At 70.0% G+C, this 16328-nt stretch carries 15 protein-coding genes; 14 read left to right on the plus strand and 1 reads right to left on the minus strand.

Features of this window, described 5'->3' with window-relative positions; genetic code table 11:
- Positions 1-1151: 1151 nt before the first annotated feature.
- The 13 genes from ACQP2H_RS30470 (at position 1152) to ACQP2H_RS30530 (ending at position 14028) form a co-directional block, all read left to right on the plus strand.
- Positions 1152-2222: an ATP-binding protein gene (locus ACQP2H_RS30470; RefSeq protein ID WP_433229975.1), complete on the plus strand. Its 1071-nt coding sequence runs from the start codon at positions 1152-1154 to the stop codon at positions 2220-2222.
- A gap of 14 nt (positions 2223-2236) precedes the next feature.
- Entirely contained in the window at positions 2237-2662 is a 426-nt protein-coding gene (locus tag ACQP2H_RS30475) for a roadblock/LC7 domain-containing protein (RefSeq protein ID WP_433229977.1), read from the plus strand.
- Entirely contained in the window at positions 2662-3033 is a 372-nt protein-coding gene (locus ACQP2H_RS30480) for a DUF742 domain-containing protein (protein WP_433229980.1), read from the plus strand. Before ACQP2H_RS30475 ends, ACQP2H_RS30480 begins: the two co-directional genes overlap by 1 nt.
- Positions 3008-3616: a GTP-binding protein gene (locus ACQP2H_RS30485; RefSeq protein WP_433229983.1), complete on the plus strand. Its 609-nt coding sequence runs from the start codon at positions 3008-3010 to the stop codon at positions 3614-3616. The genes ACQP2H_RS30480 and ACQP2H_RS30485 overlap by 26 nt, the downstream gene beginning before the upstream one ends.
- Positions 3613-4170 carry a GAF domain-containing protein gene (locus tag ACQP2H_RS30490; RefSeq protein WP_433229986.1) on the plus strand — a complete coding sequence of 186 codons (558 nt, stop codon included), beginning with the start codon at positions 3613-3615 and terminating at the stop codon, positions 4168-4170. The genes ACQP2H_RS30485 and ACQP2H_RS30490 overlap by 4 nt, the downstream gene beginning before the upstream one ends.
- A gap of 170 nt (positions 4171-4340) precedes the next feature.
- On the plus strand, positions 4341-5603 hold the full coding sequence (locus tag ACQP2H_RS30495; RefSeq protein WP_433229988.1) for an acyl-CoA dehydrogenase family protein: 1263 nt from the start codon (positions 4341-4343) through the stop codon (positions 5601-5603).
- Positions 5597-6820, plus strand: a complete 1224-nt coding sequence (locus tag ACQP2H_RS30500) for a hypothetical protein (RefSeq protein WP_433229991.1) — start codon at positions 5597-5599, stop codon at positions 6818-6820. Before ACQP2H_RS30495 ends, ACQP2H_RS30500 begins: the two co-directional genes overlap by 7 nt.
- Positions 6817-7731, plus strand: a complete 915-nt coding sequence (locus ACQP2H_RS30505; protein ID WP_433229993.1) for an endonuclease/exonuclease/phosphatase family protein — start codon at positions 6817-6819, stop codon at positions 7729-7731. Before ACQP2H_RS30500 ends, ACQP2H_RS30505 begins: the two co-directional genes overlap by 4 nt.
- 344 nt (positions 7732-8075) lie before the next feature.
- Positions 8076-9200, plus strand: a complete 1125-nt coding sequence (locus ACQP2H_RS30510; RefSeq protein WP_433229996.1) for a hypothetical protein — start codon at positions 8076-8078, stop codon at positions 9198-9200.
- Positions 9197-10924: a DEAD/DEAH box helicase family protein gene (locus tag ACQP2H_RS30515; protein WP_433229999.1), complete on the plus strand. Its 1728-nt coding sequence runs from the start codon at positions 9197-9199 to the stop codon at positions 10922-10924. Before ACQP2H_RS30510 ends, ACQP2H_RS30515 begins: the two co-directional genes overlap by 4 nt.
- A complete protein-coding gene (locus tag ACQP2H_RS30520) occupies positions 10834-11259 on the plus strand; it encodes a helicase associated domain-containing protein (RefSeq protein ID WP_433230002.1) in 426 nt (141 codons plus the stop codon). Before ACQP2H_RS30515 ends, ACQP2H_RS30520 begins: the two co-directional genes overlap by 91 nt.
- Before the next feature lie 258 nt (positions 11260-11517).
- A complete protein-coding gene (locus tag ACQP2H_RS30525) occupies positions 11518-12699 on the plus strand; it encodes a hypothetical protein (RefSeq protein WP_433230005.1) in 1182 nt (393 codons plus the stop codon).
- 387 nt (positions 12700-13086) lie between these two features.
- Positions 13087-14028: an Eco29kI family restriction endonuclease gene (locus ACQP2H_RS30530; RefSeq protein WP_433230007.1), complete on the plus strand. Its 942-nt coding sequence runs from the start codon at positions 13087-13089 to the stop codon at positions 14026-14028.
- Positions 14029-14078: 50 nt separating this feature from the next.
- Here ACQP2H_RS30530 and ACQP2H_RS30535 read toward each other — a convergent pair whose 3' ends face one another.
- A complete protein-coding gene (locus ACQP2H_RS30535; protein WP_433230010.1) occupies positions 14079-14504 on the minus strand; it encodes a DUF4259 domain-containing protein in 426 nt (141 codons plus the stop codon).
- A 151-nt stretch (positions 14505-14655) separates the two neighbouring features.
- On the opposite strand from ACQP2H_RS30535, the gene ACQP2H_RS30540 reads away from it, so the two are divergent.
- Positions 14656-15960 (plus strand): DNA cytosine methyltransferase, encoded by a 1305-nt coding sequence (locus ACQP2H_RS30540; protein ID WP_433230013.1) that lies wholly within the window; start codon positions 14656-14658, stop codon positions 15958-15960.
- Positions 15961-16328 lie beyond the last annotated feature (368 nt).

Raw genomic sequence — 16328 nt, forward strand, 5'->3', positions numbered from 1 at the left:
CCGCTGCTGGGCACCGCGATCGACACTCCGCGCGGTCGCGGCCGTGGGCGCACCACCTGACGCTGCTGGGGTTTCGGGCTGTTGGCGTGCCACCAGCCGGGTGTCAGCCAGCCACGGACCCAGACCTCGCCCTACTGGCGAATTCCGCCTTGGAGGTCGCCCTGCACCCATGCTGCCGCTGGGAGTGTCGATGGTCCACGGCACCCGGTCGGATTCACGGTCGAGGGATAGCCGCTATCAGACAGTTTTTCCTGGTGCGGTGTCGTGAGCACGGAACGCGGCCCGTAGCGTGCTCAGTGCAGGTTGCACCGCTCCGTGATCTGCGCCAGCGCCGTGCGCTCGCCGTCGTCAATCGACGTGCGGAAGTAGCAGGAGCTGGCGTGGGTGCCGATGACCAGCTGTTCTTTCATGGATCCCCAGCGCCGGATCGCTCGCAGGAGACGTCGAAGAGCCTCTCCTGCCTCACGGAGCTCTCTCATCCAGTAATCCGGCATCTGGTGGTGTCGAACAGCCTCGACGCTGATATCCGACACGGCCCGTACGCCCCACCGTCCCTTTGGTCAACGATCCCGATCCGCAGTACCCACCAAGACTACGTTGGGCTGCCGCAGTGGTGGAAGGGCGGGATGGGAGGCGTAGTCGCTGTTCCCGCACGGCCCGGCGCGCGCCGGCACCAGCGTTGACTCCTCACGTCGACAGTGGTCGACACCCATTCGCCGACCGAGACTGACTCGGCGGTATCGCCCACCACCATGCTACGGCCTATCAGGTCCGGCCTGGAGGGTGACTGCCGAAGCCGACCGGGTCCCCACCGGCGGTGGAACCGCTGACACACCCCATCCATGACTCACGGAGGCAGAGTGCGACTCGACGCGTCGGCCGGAGGCCCGCCCGGGGCTGGTCTGCCCGCTCGCCTGGTGCGGGTGTGTGTGGCCCTGGCCGCCGGGGTGGCGGCGATCGGCCTGGGGACGGCGACATGGGCGCTCGCTCTGTCACCGGGGCCTGTTCCGGCGGCAGCCAGTCTGGCGCTGGCGGGCGCGGCAGTAGCCAGCATGGTGGTCACCGCCAGTGCGGCCGTGTGTGTTCATCGACTCGCCCGGGCGCACGTCGGCACCAAGGCGGATGCCTCACCTGCCGGCGGCCAGCCGCCTGTGGGACAGCAGGAGGTGTACGTCGGCCTGGCCCGCCGGTTGCAGGGCCTCGTGCACCGCGAGATTCAGCTGCTGGACGTCCTAGAGGCGCAGGTCGAGGACCCTGACCTGCTCAGGGGCCTGTTCCAGGTGGACCACCTCGCCACGCGCATTCGCCGGTACGCGGAGAACCTCGCCGTGGTCGGCGGGGCGGTGCCACGGCGGCAGTGGAGCCGGCCGCTGCCGCTGGTGGAGGTGCTGCGCTCGGCCATCGCGGAGGTGGAGCAGTACGCGCGGGTGCGGGTGGTGCCGCCGGTCGAGGGAACCCTGCGCGGTCACGCCGGCGCCGACGTGGTGCACCTGCTGGCCGAGCTGATTGAGAACGCGACCACGTTCGCGCCCCCGCACACCGAGGTGACGGTACGCGCCCGGCGGGTAGCCGTCGGCGTCGCGGTCGAGGTCGACGACCGCGGCCTGGGCATGACACACCTGGAGCAGGACCGGGTGAACACCCTGCTGGCCGATCCCCACCGGGTGGAGGTCGGCGACCTGCTCCGCGACGGCCGTATCGGGACGTGGGTGGTTGCGGCGCTGGCCCGCCGGCACGGCATCACCACCAAGATCCAGAACAACGTGTACGGCGGGACGCAGGCGGTGGTGATCCTCCCGACGGCCCTGCTCGGCGACCGGCAGACCACCCCACCACCGGCCGTGGACACGGCCCGCGCACCCGCACGGGGCGAACCACCACCCGGCGCCGGGTTTCCCCCGTCGACAGGGGTCCCCACCGCGCCGACCGGTCCGCGGCACCCTCCGACGGCACCGCCACCGGCGGGGACACCCAGCCGGCACCGCGACGTGTCACCACCGATCCGCGACGGCACCCCCGGGCAGGCCGGCGGGGCACGGCCCGTGCTGCCTCGCCGCACCCGCCAGGCACATCTGGCGGCCCCGCTGCGGCAGGCCCGCCCGACGTCGGCGAACCAACCGTCGGGCACCCACAACCCGACCCTGATGGCCGACTTCCTGCGCGGCGCCGCCTCCTCCGGAGCACCCGCGGCGGGTGCGGGCGTCAACCACCGACCTGTGTGACAAGGAGCCTGTCTGTGACCACCACGAAGCCGTCATCCCCGGAACTGGCCTGGCTGCTGGCCGGCCTGGTGGAACGGGTGCCGCACACCCGCAGCGCCCTGCTGCTGTCCTCCGACGGGCTGCCCCGGGCCGCCCACGGCCTCGCCGATGACGCCGCGGACCACTTGGCGGCGATCGCCTCCGGGCTGTTCTCCCTGGCCCGCAGCGTGGGGGAGCGGTTCGACGCGGGCGGCGGCGTACGGCAGGTCGTGGCCGAACTCGACGAGACACTGCTGTTCGTCACCGCCGCCGGCGACGGTGCCGTGCTGGCGGTGCTGGCCGACCGGCAGGCCGACGCCGGTGTCCTCGGCTACGAGATGTCCCAGATGGTCAAGAGCGTCCGCCCGTACCTCGCGACACCCGTCCGCGACGTCGGCATCCCCGCCCCCGCCGCCCCGTGATGTCCGGCGCGCATCAGGAGACGTGGATCGACGACGCGGCGGGACGCCTGGTGCGCCCCTACACCGTCAGCGCGGGACGGACCCGACCCACCACGGCGATGGACCTGCTGTCGTGGGTCGTCGCCACCGGCGTACGCCCCCGGGCCCGGCTGGAACCGGACCACGACGTGGCGCTGCGGCTGTGCGGCGCGGCGACCACCGTCGCGGAGATCGCCGCCCGGATGAGGCTGCCGGCGGCGGTCACGAAGGTGGTGCTGTCGGACCTGGTGGCCGTCGGCGCGGTCCGCACCCGCCCACCCCACCCGGTCGCCGACCCGACCGACCGATCGATCCTGGAGAGGCTCCTTGCCGGCCTGCAACAGCGACTCTGACCGCACCCCGCACGCGTTCAAGATCCTCATCGCGGGTGGGTTCGGGGCCGGGAAGACCACCTTCATCACCGCCACCAGCGAGATCCCGCCGCTGTACACCGAGGAGGTGATCACCGCCGCCAGCGTCGGCACCGACGATCTCACCGGGGTGCAGACGAAGACGACCACCACGGTGGCCCTGGACTTCGGCCGCATCACCATCGACCCCGACACCGTGCTGTACCTGTTCGGCACACCTGGACAGGACCGGTTCTGGTTCCTGTGGGACGAGCTGTGCCACGGCGCGCTCGGCGCGGTGGTCCTGGTCGACACCCGCCGCCTGCCGGACTGCTTCGCCGCCGTGGACTTCTTCGAATCCCGCCGCACCCGGTTCCTGATCGCCGTCAACGAGTTCGACGGCGCCTACCGCCACGACCCCGCAGAGGTGCGCGCCGCCCTGGGCCTACGACCCGAGGTGCCGGTCGTGACATGCGACGCCCGCCACCCCCGGTCCGCGACCGCCGTCCTGGTGACGTTGGTACGCGCCCTGCTCACCCCGACATCCACCAGCCCTCACCTCACCCCGGCAGGCAGCCCGACATGACCCACGACGGTTTCGTACCCGCACCCCTCACCCCACCCGACCCGCAGGCGCCACAACGACTCCAACGCCTACGCGCGCTCGGCCTCGGCCGGCCGGAACGGGAGTTCGACGACTTCGCCCGCCACCTCGCCGACATCACCGGCACGCCCTGGGCGATGGTCAACTTCCTCGACGACGGCGGCCAGTTCTTCGCCGGCCTCTACACCGGCAGCACCACCCCACCAGGCGTGACGACACCGGCCAGCACCCGGGAGCCGGGCCGGTGGATGCCCCGGGACCAGGGATTCTGCCCCCACGTCGTCCACCGGCGACGCGCGCTGGTCCTCGACGATGTCTGCGCCTACCCACGGTTCGCCGGCAACCCCGTCGTCGACCAGCTCGGCATCCGCACCTACATGGGCGCCCCCCTGATCGACGCCACCGGCGTCACCCTGGGCACCGTCTGTGTCGTCGGCCCCGAACCCCGCAGCTGGGGCCAGGAAGGCCTCACCACCATCAAGACCTGGGCGGCCGACCTCGCCGCCCGCATCCAGCAGCGGCAACCCGGCAGATGACCGGCCGAGGACCCCTCCCGGTCAGGCCCCGGCCCACCCGCGGCCGCCGGGTGGACCTCGCCGCCCCGCGTCGGGCGAACCTCCTCCCAGCGACAGCCGGGCCGGCATCCCACCACCCGCCCCGCGATACCACCGATGGACACCGCGGCGACTCCCGAGGAGAGCGGCAGATGGTCGACGGCTACCACCTCACCCCCCACCACACCCGACTACGGGACACGGTCCGGGCGTTCGCCGAAGCCGAGATCCGACCCCACGTCCCACAACTGGAGGCGGCCCGGACCGTGGCGCACGACCTGTCCCGACACATCGCCCGCCAAGGGTGGCTCGGCGCCACGATCGACCCCACCTACGGAGGCCTCGGACTCGGTCACCTCGCCAAGACGCTCATCATCGAGGAACTGTCCCGGGTCTCGGCGGCCATGGGCGCCATGCTTCAGGCGTCCCACCTCGGCACCGCGAAGATCATCCACTTCGGCAGCGAGGCGCAGAAACAGACCTGGCTGCCCGCCATCGCCGCCGGCACCTGCCTGCCGACCATCGCCGTCACCGAACCCGGATCCGGCAGCCACGTCCTCGGCATGACCACCACCGCCGTACCCGACGGCGACGACTACGTCATCACCGGCACGAAGACCTTCGTCGGCAACAGCCACATCGGTGACCTGCACGGCGTCGTGGCCCGCACCGGCCCCGGCACCCGCGGGCTGTCCGCGTTCCTCGTCGAAGCCGACCGGCCCGGCGTTCGTCTGACCCCGCACCAGCCGAGCATGGGCCTGCATGGTTTCAGCTTCGGCGAGATCGTCTTCGACAACTGCCGTGTCCCTGCGGCGAACCGGCTCGGCGCCGAAGGCGACGGCCTCGACGTGGCCTACTCCTCCAGCGTCCTGTATGGCAGACCCAACCTCGCCGCCGTCGCCCTCGGCATCCACCAGGCCGTCCTCGACACCACCGTCGCGTACGCGACCCGCCAACGCCGCTACGGCAAACCCCTGGCCGACCTACCCACCGTGAGACAACGCATCGGCGCCATCCAGTCCCGGCTGATGACCGCCCGCCTGGCTGCCTACCACGCCGTACACCTTCTCGACAGCGGGCAACCCTGCGACGCCGAACTCATCAACGCCAAACTGATCAACGCCGAACACGCGATCGACTCCGCCCGCGACGCGATGGAGATCCACGCCGCGCACGGCCTCCACCCCACCCAGTCGCCCATCGAACGCTACTTCCGCGACACCCTGCACATCGCCGCCCCCGCCGGCACCTCCGACATCCAACTCCTCCGCCTGGCCGAACACGCCCTCGGCACCACCAGACAACCCTGGTCAACCCGCTTCCACTCCTCCGCCCCAAAGCGAAGACGAAACCGAGGCGAGGGGACGCCCACGCAGCGGGCAGGGACGAGCGCAACGGGATCCCCCGCATGCTGACCCGCACCCGCACCCGCACCCGCACCCGCACGCGCACGCGCATCGGCGGCCCGCCCACCGACACCCGAACCCGCACCGGCGCGTTGCTGCTCACCGCGTCCCTTCTTCTCACCGCCTGCGCCGGACCCTCCGCCAGCGTGAATCCCGACTCACCGCCCCCGACAACACCCCCGAACAGCGCACCACCGGTCCCGGCCGGGCCGGTCCTGAACCGCCTCGCCGACACCCTCACCGACGCGCCCGCCGACACCACCCGTGGCCCCTACCAGTACGTCGAGCGCCGCACCTGGTACCGGCGGATCATCGGGTCACCCGGCCCGGACGGGTGGCCTGAACGGGTCAGCGTCGACCAGTTGTGGCGTACCGACGACGCCGCCGACGGCCGGCTGGTCAGCGTGGACGTCAGCGGCGGAAGGTGTACCCCCGACGGCGGAAGCGGCAGCTGGACGGGCCAGACCGGCGACCGGTTCGACCAGCCACCACCGAGCCAACCAGCCGCCCTACGCACCCACCTGCTCATCACGGCTGGCCCCGGCGAGAACCGTCCCCAGCACATCGTCGGTGGTATCGCGATGCTCTACGAACGCCACGCGTCCACGCGCCCGGTCCGGGCCGCAGTCCTGCGGCTCCTCGCGGAGCAACCCGGCCTTCTAGCGCAGACCGGCGTCACCGACCGCATCGGGCGTCCCGGCATCGACGTGATCCTTCCGTACACCAGCCGCTCCGGTGTGCCAAGGCGCGACATCCTCACCATCGACGAGCACAGCGGCGCGCTCCTCGCCGCCTACAGCGCCATCACCGGACCCATCCCACCGCAGGACCCACGCCTGGGACCCGACTACCCAGCAACGATCATCGCCGACGCCGCCGGCTACCGGCTTTACGTCGACAGCCGCCGCACCCCGAACACCCACACACCGGCGGCCGGCTGCCAGCACCCCTCCCTTTGGCCGGACGCAGGGCAACGTCTCGCCGCAGTGAGCGGTGACAAGACTTACGCGCTTTCTCGGCCCCCTGGCGGCTCCTCGCCTCCGGATCAGGGCGTCGACCCGGCCGCGTCGGGGCGGTGCCGCCCCCGGTACGCCACTCCGAAGGAGGACACGAAGGTGAGCGATCCACGGCCGGTTAGGACGCTGCAGCCCGGCGTTGTCCCCGGCCCCGTAGGGCATTCGCGCCAGTCCCCGCCATCCACCACTCCCGAAGGCACCCGCCCATGACGCGCCTGCTGATCGCGACCTACAACTACGAGGCGGGCGGTTACCGCGACCGCGTCTTCCACATGCGGCCCCTGCAACAGACGTTCGCCGCCCTCGACGTTCCGCCCGCGATCATCCTGTTCTGCGAAGCCAAGCACTACCGGCGAAACCAACACGAAGGCTTACGCCTGGCGGAGAAAGCCCTCACCGACGCCCTCCACGCCCCCTACGCCGGGCTCCTCGGCACCAGCCAGCACGGACCCATCCCGCCCGCCATCTTCTACCACGCCGACCTCGTCACCCACCTGGTCTGGCCCGGCGACGACCCACACGACCCGGACGTCTTCCCCGACAAACGCAACGTCGGCCGGTTCCGGGTCAACGCCACCGGCACCGAGTTCGGCGCGTGGGTCGGCCACTTCAACTCGCGCAGCGGCACCGCCCGCCTCGACGAGGCGAAGCTCCTCGACCGCTACGGCACCGACCCGCTCCCGTTCATCGGCGGCGGCGACCTCAACTCCACCGCCAGCGGCCCGCATTTCCCCCAACGGGACTGGCAGACCGCGAACCACCATATCCGCACCCATAAAGGCACATGGATCGACGACGGGACTCCCGAAGGACGCTGGGTAGCCGACACCGCCGCCCTCGACCACCTCATCGGCCGATGGGGCCCGACCAGCAACCGCCGGCTCGACGGCGCCGGCTACCACGCCGTCGCCGAACTCACCTGGCTCGCCGACCCTGACACCGCCATCGCACCGACCGTCATTGACAAGCCCGGTGAAGGAGGCCCCGACCTGATCGACTACCTGCTGGTCAACAACACCATGCGCCCACACGTCATCCCCAGCAGCTACCACGTCCACATCCCTGACGGGCCGCCGTTCCCGTCCGACCACCACCTCGTCACCGCCGAGATCGATATCTGAGGCGCCGGGACCATGGCAACGACCACCACACGCTCCAAGCGGCGAGAAACGACACCTCGCGGTCGCGACACGAGCAGCTCAGCGACAGAAGGTAGGCGGGACGCCGCCCGACAGCCTGCCCACACTCCAGGACCTGTTCTGGCAAGCGTTGAACTCGCTCACCGAACCAGCTCACCAGACCACGAACGCCATCCGACAGTGACGTCCGCCCTGGCGCCACCAGCCCGCAGCCTGCGGGACCACCCACACCGGCGTCCACACGCCCGATCGCCCAGATGATCGCCCGGGCAGCGCCAACACCACATCAACCCCCGACTCCTCAGCCTGTCGAGGACCAACCTCCTGTGGCCCCGCCCCGCACCTACACCTCCGACGTCATCGCCGCCGCCGTACGCCGGGTCGAAGCCGCCCGCGCGACGGGACGACGTGGCCCGATCAGCAGCGTCGCCCGGGAACTCCACCTCGACCGCCGACTCCTCCAAACCTGGGTCACCAAAGCCCGCGCCCACGCCACCGCAGCACCACCCACCACACCGAGCACCCACACCGGCGTCGACCCGGTCCTGCTGCCTGACGGGCTGCTGCACTGCCGGTTCTGCCGACACCCCATGACGGCGGTCTTCACCTGGGCCGGCCTCGTCTACGACTGCCCACCACCCTGCCGCCGACCCGTACTGAACGCGGCAGTAGTCGCCAGCGCCATCGGTGAAGTGGTGCTGCGGCACGCCGCGCACCTCGTACCCGGGCTCACCCACCCCAAGGCGGCGAGTATCGCCGCCGGCCACGCCCGCCGGCTGATCACCCGGATCACCGCCGGCACCCATCCCACCGACCTGCGCATCACCTGGCCCACCGCCCGCCCACCCCAACCGGTTCCGCCCGGACATCTCCACCTCGCCCGCAAGCTCACCGGCACCGATCAGCAGCGTGCCCGCACCGTCCTGCGGAACATCCTCGCCGGCATCGACCCTGCCACGACCGCCACCGCGGTCGTTCACGCCGACGCCGCGCACCTGCTCGCCCCGCTCCTGCACGGCCCGGCGGCGATCCGCTGGGCCGACTACGCCCACCGCAGCCTCACCCACCTCCACGGCCCCACCCACCCACACACCCTGGCCACCGCGCACACCCTCGCCACCGCCCACCGCCAGGCAGGCCACCACCAGCGCGCCTACCACCTCCTGCGGGAGCTCGCCGACAACCTGGCCGCCACCGCCGGACCTGACGCGCACCCCACCCTCGCCGTACGGGCCACCACCGCCCTCGTCCTGCACGACCTCGGCCACCACCACGCCGCCCACAGCCTCCTCGCCGACACCATCGGCCGCCACCGCCGCGCCCACCCCGGGCATCCCGCAACCGCCCGCATGACCGCCCACCTCGACCGGCTGCGGCACCACCACACCACCCACCACGACAACAGCCCAGGAGCAGCAGTGAACCTTCCCGCCCCAGTGGCGCAGGCATGACGGCCTCGGACACGGCCGCAAGCGGCATCAAGGTGGGCGGACAGCGAGCCGTCGTTCCCCTCGACTACCACAGGCATCTACTGCCGGCGGACGCGTTGCCGCCGCTGCGTGGATATCAGCAGGCGGCGGTCGAGGCGATCGTCGAGGGTGCCGCCCGTGACGGTAGGGGCCAGGTGATCGCGGCGTGTGGGACCGGGAAGACGCTGATCGCCGCGCATGCGGCGGTGCGGTGTTGCCCACAGGGTCTGGTGGTGATCGTGTGTCCGTCGCTGGCGCTGGTCGGTCAGACCCTGCGGGTGTGGCGGCCCCTCGGCGTCCACACGGCGGCGGTGTGCAGCGACGATTCCGTCGCTGACGTCGCCGGCCACTCCGACACGATGAGCTGCCCGGTGTTGGCCGACACCGACGAGATCACCGCATGGCTCCGACACGCCCCAGCTCAGCGGATGCGGCTGCTCGCGGTGACCAACAATTCCGCCGACCGGGTCGGTGCCGCGCTCCTGGCCGCCGGTGTGACCGCCGACCTGCTGATCATCGACGAGGCACACCGCACCGCCGGTCTCGTGGGCAAGACGTTCGCCCGCGTCCACGACGACACCCGCCTCCCGGCGAGGGCGCGGGTGAACATGACCGCGACACCCCGCATCATCACCGCCCGCCGCCGTCAGGGAGAGTCGTACGAGGTGTTGTCGATGGACGACCCAGCGGTGTTCGGACCCGTGTGGCACCGGTACCCGTTCGGCCAGGCCATCACCGACGGCTGGCTCGACGACTTCCGCATCGTCGTCGTCGGCGTCCGAACCCACGACGCGTTACGGGTCCTCCGAGACGTCGACGAACACCGCATCACCGCCATCGGCGAAGCGCCACTGCGCACCGCCGTCGTGCAAACCGCCCTGCTGCGGGCCGCCGCCGAGTTCGGACTACGCCGGGTCCTCGCCTTCACCCCCCGCGTGGCCGACAGCAGAGAATTCGCCTCCACACTCGCACGGACCGCCTCGCGCCTCCCCGCCACACAACAGCCGAAAGGCCGGCTGACCACCGGCCACGTCGACGGCCGGCAGAACCTGCTTCAACGGCAGATCCACCTCGACCGTCTCGCCGAACCCCCCGACGACGGATGGACCGTCATCTCCTCCGCCCGCGCCCTCACCGAAGGCATCGACGTCCCCGCCGTCGACGCCGTCGTCCTCACCCGACCGATGCGCTCCACCGTGCAAGTCGTCCAGACCGTCGGACGAGCACTACGCCGCAACCCCCATGGCAGCGGCATCGCCACCATCCTGGTTCCCCTGCTGCTGCCCGACGACCCCACCCGGCTACCGCACGCCGACGACGAGTGGATGGCCGCACTGCAGGTGCTGTGGGCGATGCGCGCCCACGACGACACCCTCGCCGCCGACCTCGACACCCGCCGCCGCCACGCCCGCACCAGCGCCGGCAGCCGACAACCACGACTCCCCGAACGCGTCCTCCTACGCATGCCCGACGGGTACCTCACCGACACCCTGCTGCGGGACATCACCATCCGCATCCTCGACCACGCCACCACCGGCAGGGCACCCACCCAGCCCACCGAAGCTGGACGGCGGGCATCGCCGCCGCCCGCGCCTTCCGGCACCGCGAAGGCCACATGGACGTGCCCCGCTACCACCGCGAAGGCGACATCGACCTCGGCAGTTTCATCCACAACTGCCGAGGCCGCTACCGGCGCGGCGAGCTGACCCCCGACCAGGTGCTCACCCTGGAACAGTGCGGCATCACCTGGCGGGTCTTCGACGCCCGCTGGCAGCGACATCTCGCCGCGTTCACCGCCTTCCACCACCGTGAGGGACACCTCAAGGTGCCCCGCCATCACTACGAAGGCGACATCAACCTCGGAAGCATCGCCCACAACCTGCGCAACGAGCGCAAACGCGACCTCGTCCCTCGCGACCGCATCGACGCCCTCGATGCCCTGGGCTTCCCCTGGACGCACTCCACGAGCAGAAACAAGCCGGTGACGCCGCCGGCATCACCGGCCACCGCCCGAGACACCGAACACGAGAGCACCCGATGAGCGTGGAACTCGCCTCGCCAAACGCCTCACCACCGAAACCGCCCCAACATGGCGAGAACCCCGAAAACCACAAAGCACACAAAATACGTGAATCAGAAGTCGACCGAAATCGGTAGCGGCGTTGAGGATGCTTGACTTGTGAATGACGGATGGCGTGACGTAGAGGCAGGCCGTCGCGAGCTCGACTGGTCCATTGCGGTCGGTGATCCGGCAGAGGCTACTTACCTGACACCACTGGGTCGTCAGACGGCGTCTCGGATGATCGAGGATCTCGAGGCGTTCTTCGGGCCGGGTTGGCTGCACAAGGCCGTGCGTCCCGCCAACGGTGTAGCTGGTCCGACCATGGGGCCGTACTTCGCCTCTTTGATGGGCATCGGCGCCTTCAGAACGGCGGTGGGGTTGTGGGCGCGTCTGCAGTATCTGGTTGATGCCGCGACGCCGGGCGTCGGCCAAATGCGCCGAAACCTCCGAGCGAACCCTGTCGCCGACGAATTCCGCCATCACCTTGCTTTGGCGAGGCTCGCGGTGCAGGCGGAGTTAGCGGGCGCCACGGTGATGCTGGAGCCCAGCAAGCCCCGGGGTGGTCCGGGAGACCTGCGGGCGGTTCGCGCCGGCAGCGACGTATTCCTTGAGTTGCGGACGCTCGGGCCGGACAAGAAGTTCCTGGAGTACAAGCAGCAGGTCGACCAGGCGCAAGCGTTTCTCCGGCAGCTCGAGCACCGGTACGGGGTGCACTGGGACGGCGATCTGCCGCACGAGCCGACCGATCGGTGGCGGGAAGCCGTGGGCTCCGCCGCGCGGAAATCCGCGGCAGACGGCGCAACCGTCGAGGTCGCGCTGGGAGATACGACTCTCATCGTGCGGCCCGGCCCGGCGCCGGTCGGGACGGTTGTCGCCGGCCCGGTATGGGCGGCGGATCAGGGCCCTCGTCTGCTGCGTGCGCTCATGGCGAAGGCCGTCAAGACGGAGTCAGCGGGAGCGGCCTGGCTGTGGTTGGAGGACGCCGGCGCCCTGTGGCCGCTTTCCGCGTTTGCCCAGGACTCTCTGCCGGGTAAGGAGGAGGCACTTCGCCAGGCCCTAGACCCGTTGTTCGACGCCCATCCGCATGTCCTGGGTGTGGTCCTCACCTCCGGTGAGCAGCGAGTCGGCACTCCTGGTGATGACATCGATCATGTCGGCCATCGTGGCGTAGCTTTTCGGCGGACATTGCCGGGTGGGCTGATGCGCGAGAGCATCGTCGTCCACCGTCGCCTAGCCGTGCCGGGGCAGTACCGCCTCATGGCTGACATGTGCGCCGACGAACCGGCATGGCTTGACCGCGCGCTCGACATCCTCGGCGTATCCGGCGGACTCGCGGCCCTAACCATCCGGCCTGCTGCGCTCATCCAGCGGTTGTCACCCGGAACGCCACGGCCATCAGGTCTCTATCTGCCGTCGTAGGCCCAGCGTGTGTCCGGTCCCCTGCCCGACGATGCCGAACGATGGTTCTTGTTCGGAATTGATTACCGCCGGTATACGGTCATATGTAGCGGGACCACGGCCGATGACGTGTTTTCGAGGTGATGTTGATCGGGTCGCCACCGCAGCGTGCGATGGCGTAGCCGGATTGCTCGGTCATGCCGGCCAGGACGAGTCGACGCCAGCCGGTCATAGGGTGTCGAAGAGCCGGCGACGACGATCGCCTACACCTGCGGGCGCCGGAATGTCGCCCCATGACGTGCTCGTGTGCCGGGTTGCCCTGGCCCCGCTCGTTGGAGGATCTCCCAGACGACGAAGGGCGCGATCTTCACCCTCAGGCGAGGGGCAGGGCTCATGTAACCTCGGAGAGTGTCTTCGCCGACGCCTCACGGTGACCCCGCTAAGAATATCCTCAAGCAGCTCGCGGCCCTGGTTGACGAGTTGGAGTCTGTGACCCCTCCGAGCCGAACCGCCGCGCGTAACTCGCTGCGCAAGGCGCTAATAGCGGAGGCGACGCGACTCGAACAGGCGGTAAGTCGCCTTGATCCAGTTCTCAGACCGAGTAGCCTCTTCGACCCGAGCGCTCCGGCCACCACTGGTCGCATCGTCGCGTTGACGACGATCGCCCAGCAGCGGCATCCGCTGGTCTCTCTTCAGCCCTTCTATGGTGCCGGCGTCTACGCCCTCTACTACAAGGGTTCGTTCGACGCTTACTCACTGCTCTCGGGCAAGGAACAGCCGATATACGTGGGCAAGGCCGACCCTAAGGATGTCGGGGCGAAGGACGCGGTCAGCCAGGGGACGAGCCTGTTCGATCGCCTCAACGAGCACAGGAAGAACATCGCCAAGGCGACCTCGACGCTACGCGCGGAGGACTTCGACTGCCGCTTCCTGATCGTGCAGACGGGTTATCAGCGCGCGGCCGAGGAGTACCTGATCAACTTCTTCAAGCCCATCTGGAACAACGAGATGAGGATCTGCTACGGCCTGGGCAAGCACGGGGACAACGCCACCACTCGCGCGAACAAGCGATCCCCCTGGGACACTCTGCACCCTGGCAGGCCGTGGGCCGGCGGATCGATGGAAGATCAGAAGCCGGAGAGCCAGATCAGGAGTGAGATCGAGGATCACCTCGAGCGAGTGCCGCCGCACGCGACGCTTGAGGCGATCCTGGCGGACTTTCTCAGCGACCTCGGCCAGCTCGCGCCTGGCAGCTTCACCACCGCCGAAGCCGAGAAGGTACCTGTCGAGACCGACTCTGGCGGCGGGGATGGTACGGACGGCGGCGTGGTCGCGGGCGAGTTGTTCTGAACACCGGCGGCTCGTGACAGCGTCACGCTGTCACGAGCCTGCTCGGCCGCCTACGGGATCTCCGTCGAGGCGAGGTCGGCCCGAAGTTCCTCGATGACGGTTAGCGCGTCCTCCTCCTCGACGTCATCGGCCCACCGCAGCCGCCAGGCCGAGCCGTCCGCGAGCATCGCGTCGAGCGCCCGTGTGGCGAGGTCTCGCAGTGATGCGCTGACCTGGATGTCCCGCCGGCCGAGGAGGAACCTCGGTGCGTACGCGGAGTCCGAGACCGGCGCGCCGGTGATCGACTGCAGTACGGTCGCGGCGGCCGCGACCGCTCGAGCGGCCTCGCCCGAGGTGAGGGCGTGATCGGCTGACACCGCGGCGTCGAGCGAGCGGCGTACGAGCTCGGTGCGTCGGTCGGGGGCGATCGCCTCCAGGGCGGCGCACCACTCGACCGCGTCGTCGTTGTCGAACGGACCGAGCTGCCAGGTGGCCATCGCCCCTCCCTCTGCTGGCGTAACCAAACCACATCCGCGGCGCCGCCCACGTCGGGGCTCCGTCGTGGGCGGCCCTGGCGGGTGGGGTTATGAGTGGCGCCGCTCCGGGATCATCTTTCCAAGATCGACAACTCCGCGGTATGCTCCTGCCATGTCTGAGCCGGCAGGAGACCCGAAGAGGGACCGCACCTCGGTGGAGCTCTTCGCGGGCGGCGGTGGCCTCGCGATGGCCGTGCACCGCGCGGGCTTCCGTCCCCTCCTGGTCAACGAGCTCGTGAGGTACGCGTGCGAGACCCTCGAGGCCAACGCGGCGAGTCGTCGTGGCGACACCGAGCGCATTCCCGTCCCCGGCGAGCGCTGGCCCCTCGTCCCCGGCGACGTGGGCGGTGTCGAGTTCGACTACCTGTGGGACCGCGTCGACCTGCTCGCCGGGGGGCCGCCCTGCCAGCCGTTCAGCCTGGGTGGTGTCGCCAAGGGCGACGAGGACAAGCGCAACATGTTCCCGCAGATGTTCCGCGCCATTCGGCAGATCCAACCCAAGGCCGTCATCTGCGAGAACGTCCGCGGCCTGCTACGACCGTCCTTCAGACCGTACTTCGACTACATCGAACGCGAGTTGCGGCTGCCGTTCGAGGAACGCGTCGACGGCGCTACCTGGCGTGAGCATGACGAGGTGCTGCGGAGGCGACTGGACGAGGCGCCCTCAGACCCGAAACGCCGGTACGAGGTCGTGACCACGACGGTGAACGCCGCCGACTACGGCGTCCCGCAGGTCCGTAACCGGATCATCATCGTGGCGTTCAGGTCAGACCTCGGCGTCGATATCGAACGCTTCAAGAAGGCCGTGGGCCCGCGATACTCGGAAGCCGCGCTAGTCCGGTCGATGCTGGACGGCTCCTACTGGGAGCGGCATCCGGACGTCCCTGGCCACGTGCGTCACCGGGTCATGTCGCGACTACCGGACATCCCGCCCAAGGCTGACGACACACTGCCATGGCGCACCCTCCGAGACGCCATCAAGGGCCTCGACGGCCAGCGCCCTCTTCCCCCGGTGCCGTGGGATCGCCTCGACCGACGGGAGTACCGGCTCGGAGGGTTCATCGACCACATCGGCTGGCCGGACGCGCGCATCTACGCCGGCCACACGCCCAACGAGCTCGACCGACCGGCGAAGACGGTCAAAGCCGGAGTGCACGGAGTGCCCGGCGGCGAGTCGGTACTGCTGACCGACGACCTGCTACCCGCACCCATCGCCGGTTCGCCCTACGCCTACCGGCACCGGTACATGACCGTGCGCGAGACCGCCCGGGTCATGACCTTCCCCGACGACTGGAAGCTCGCCGGCCCGCGAGGTGAGCAGATGCGCCAACTCGGCAACGCCGTTCCCGTCATGCTCGGCGAGTTCTTCGCCCGAGCCATCGCCACCGCGCTCGACGAGGCCGAGAGCCAGCCGTGACACTATCGGCGCGGACCGACCAGCACTGGGCGGACAAGCCACCGAACCCGAGGGCATGGCAGGGCCGAAAGGGTCGCAGCCGACGAGCGGCCTCGGCCGAACAGGATCGCGCCGCCGGTGGCCCCGACCGCCGCTGGGTCGACCTCGGCGATGGCCGTCGGGCACGCGCCTCCGTCGCACTCAGACTGCTACCGCGAACACGACGAATCCGCGCCTATCTACGCTGGTCAGACCGTGGTCGATCGCCCGCCCGCTACCTCGGAGAGGTAGAACACTCCACCCGGGCCGAGAACCTCGCCGAGGGATGGCGCCTCGCCCTAGGCCGAGGACTCCTCGCCACGCAGGACACCGACCAGAACTCGTGGGCG

Source organism: Micromonospora sp. CA-248260 (assembly GCF_050942205.1).
Classification (GTDB): Bacteria; Actinomycetota; Actinomycetes; order Mycobacteriales; family Micromonosporaceae; genus Micromonospora; species Micromonospora antibiotica.

Bases quoted from the DNA above. Each gene is read 5' to 3' on its own strand.
- ACQP2H_RS30480 (WP_433229980.1), top strand. From the start codon at position 2,662: ATGTCCGGCGCGCATCAGGAGACGTGGATCGACGACGCGGCGGGACGC.
- ACQP2H_RS30490 (WP_433229986.1), top strand. From the start codon at position 3,613: ATGACCCACGACGGTTTCGTACCCGCACCCCTCACCCCACCCGACCCG.
- ACQP2H_RS30495 (WP_433229988.1), top strand. From the start codon at position 4,341: ATGGTCGACGGCTACCACCTCACCCCCCACCACACCCGACTACGGGAC.
- ACQP2H_RS30500 (WP_433229991.1), top strand. From the start codon at position 5,597: ATGCTGACCCGCACCCGCACCCGCACCCGCACCCGCACGCGCACGCGC.
- ACQP2H_RS30505 (WP_433229993.1), top strand. From the start codon at position 6,817: ATGACGCGCCTGCTGATCGCGACCTACAACTACGAGGCGGGCGGTTAC.
- ACQP2H_RS30515 (WP_433229999.1), top strand. From the start codon at position 9,197: ATGACGGCCTCGGACACGGCCGCAAGCGGCATCAAGGTGGGCGGACAG.
- ACQP2H_RS30520 (WP_433230002.1), top strand. From the start codon at position 10,834: ATGGACGTGCCCCGCTACCACCGCGAAGGCGACATCGACCTCGGCAGT.
- ACQP2H_RS30525 (WP_433230005.1), top strand. From the start codon at position 11,518: ATGATCGAGGATCTCGAGGCGTTCTTCGGGCCGGGTTGGCTGCACAAG.
- ACQP2H_RS30535 (WP_433230010.1), bottom strand. From the start codon at position 14,504: ATGGCCACCTGGCAGCTCGGTCCGTTCGACAACGACGACGCGGTCGAG.
- ACQP2H_RS30540 (WP_433230013.1), top strand. From the start codon at position 14,656: ATGTCTGAGCCGGCAGGAGACCCGAAGAGGGACCGCACCTCGGTGGAG.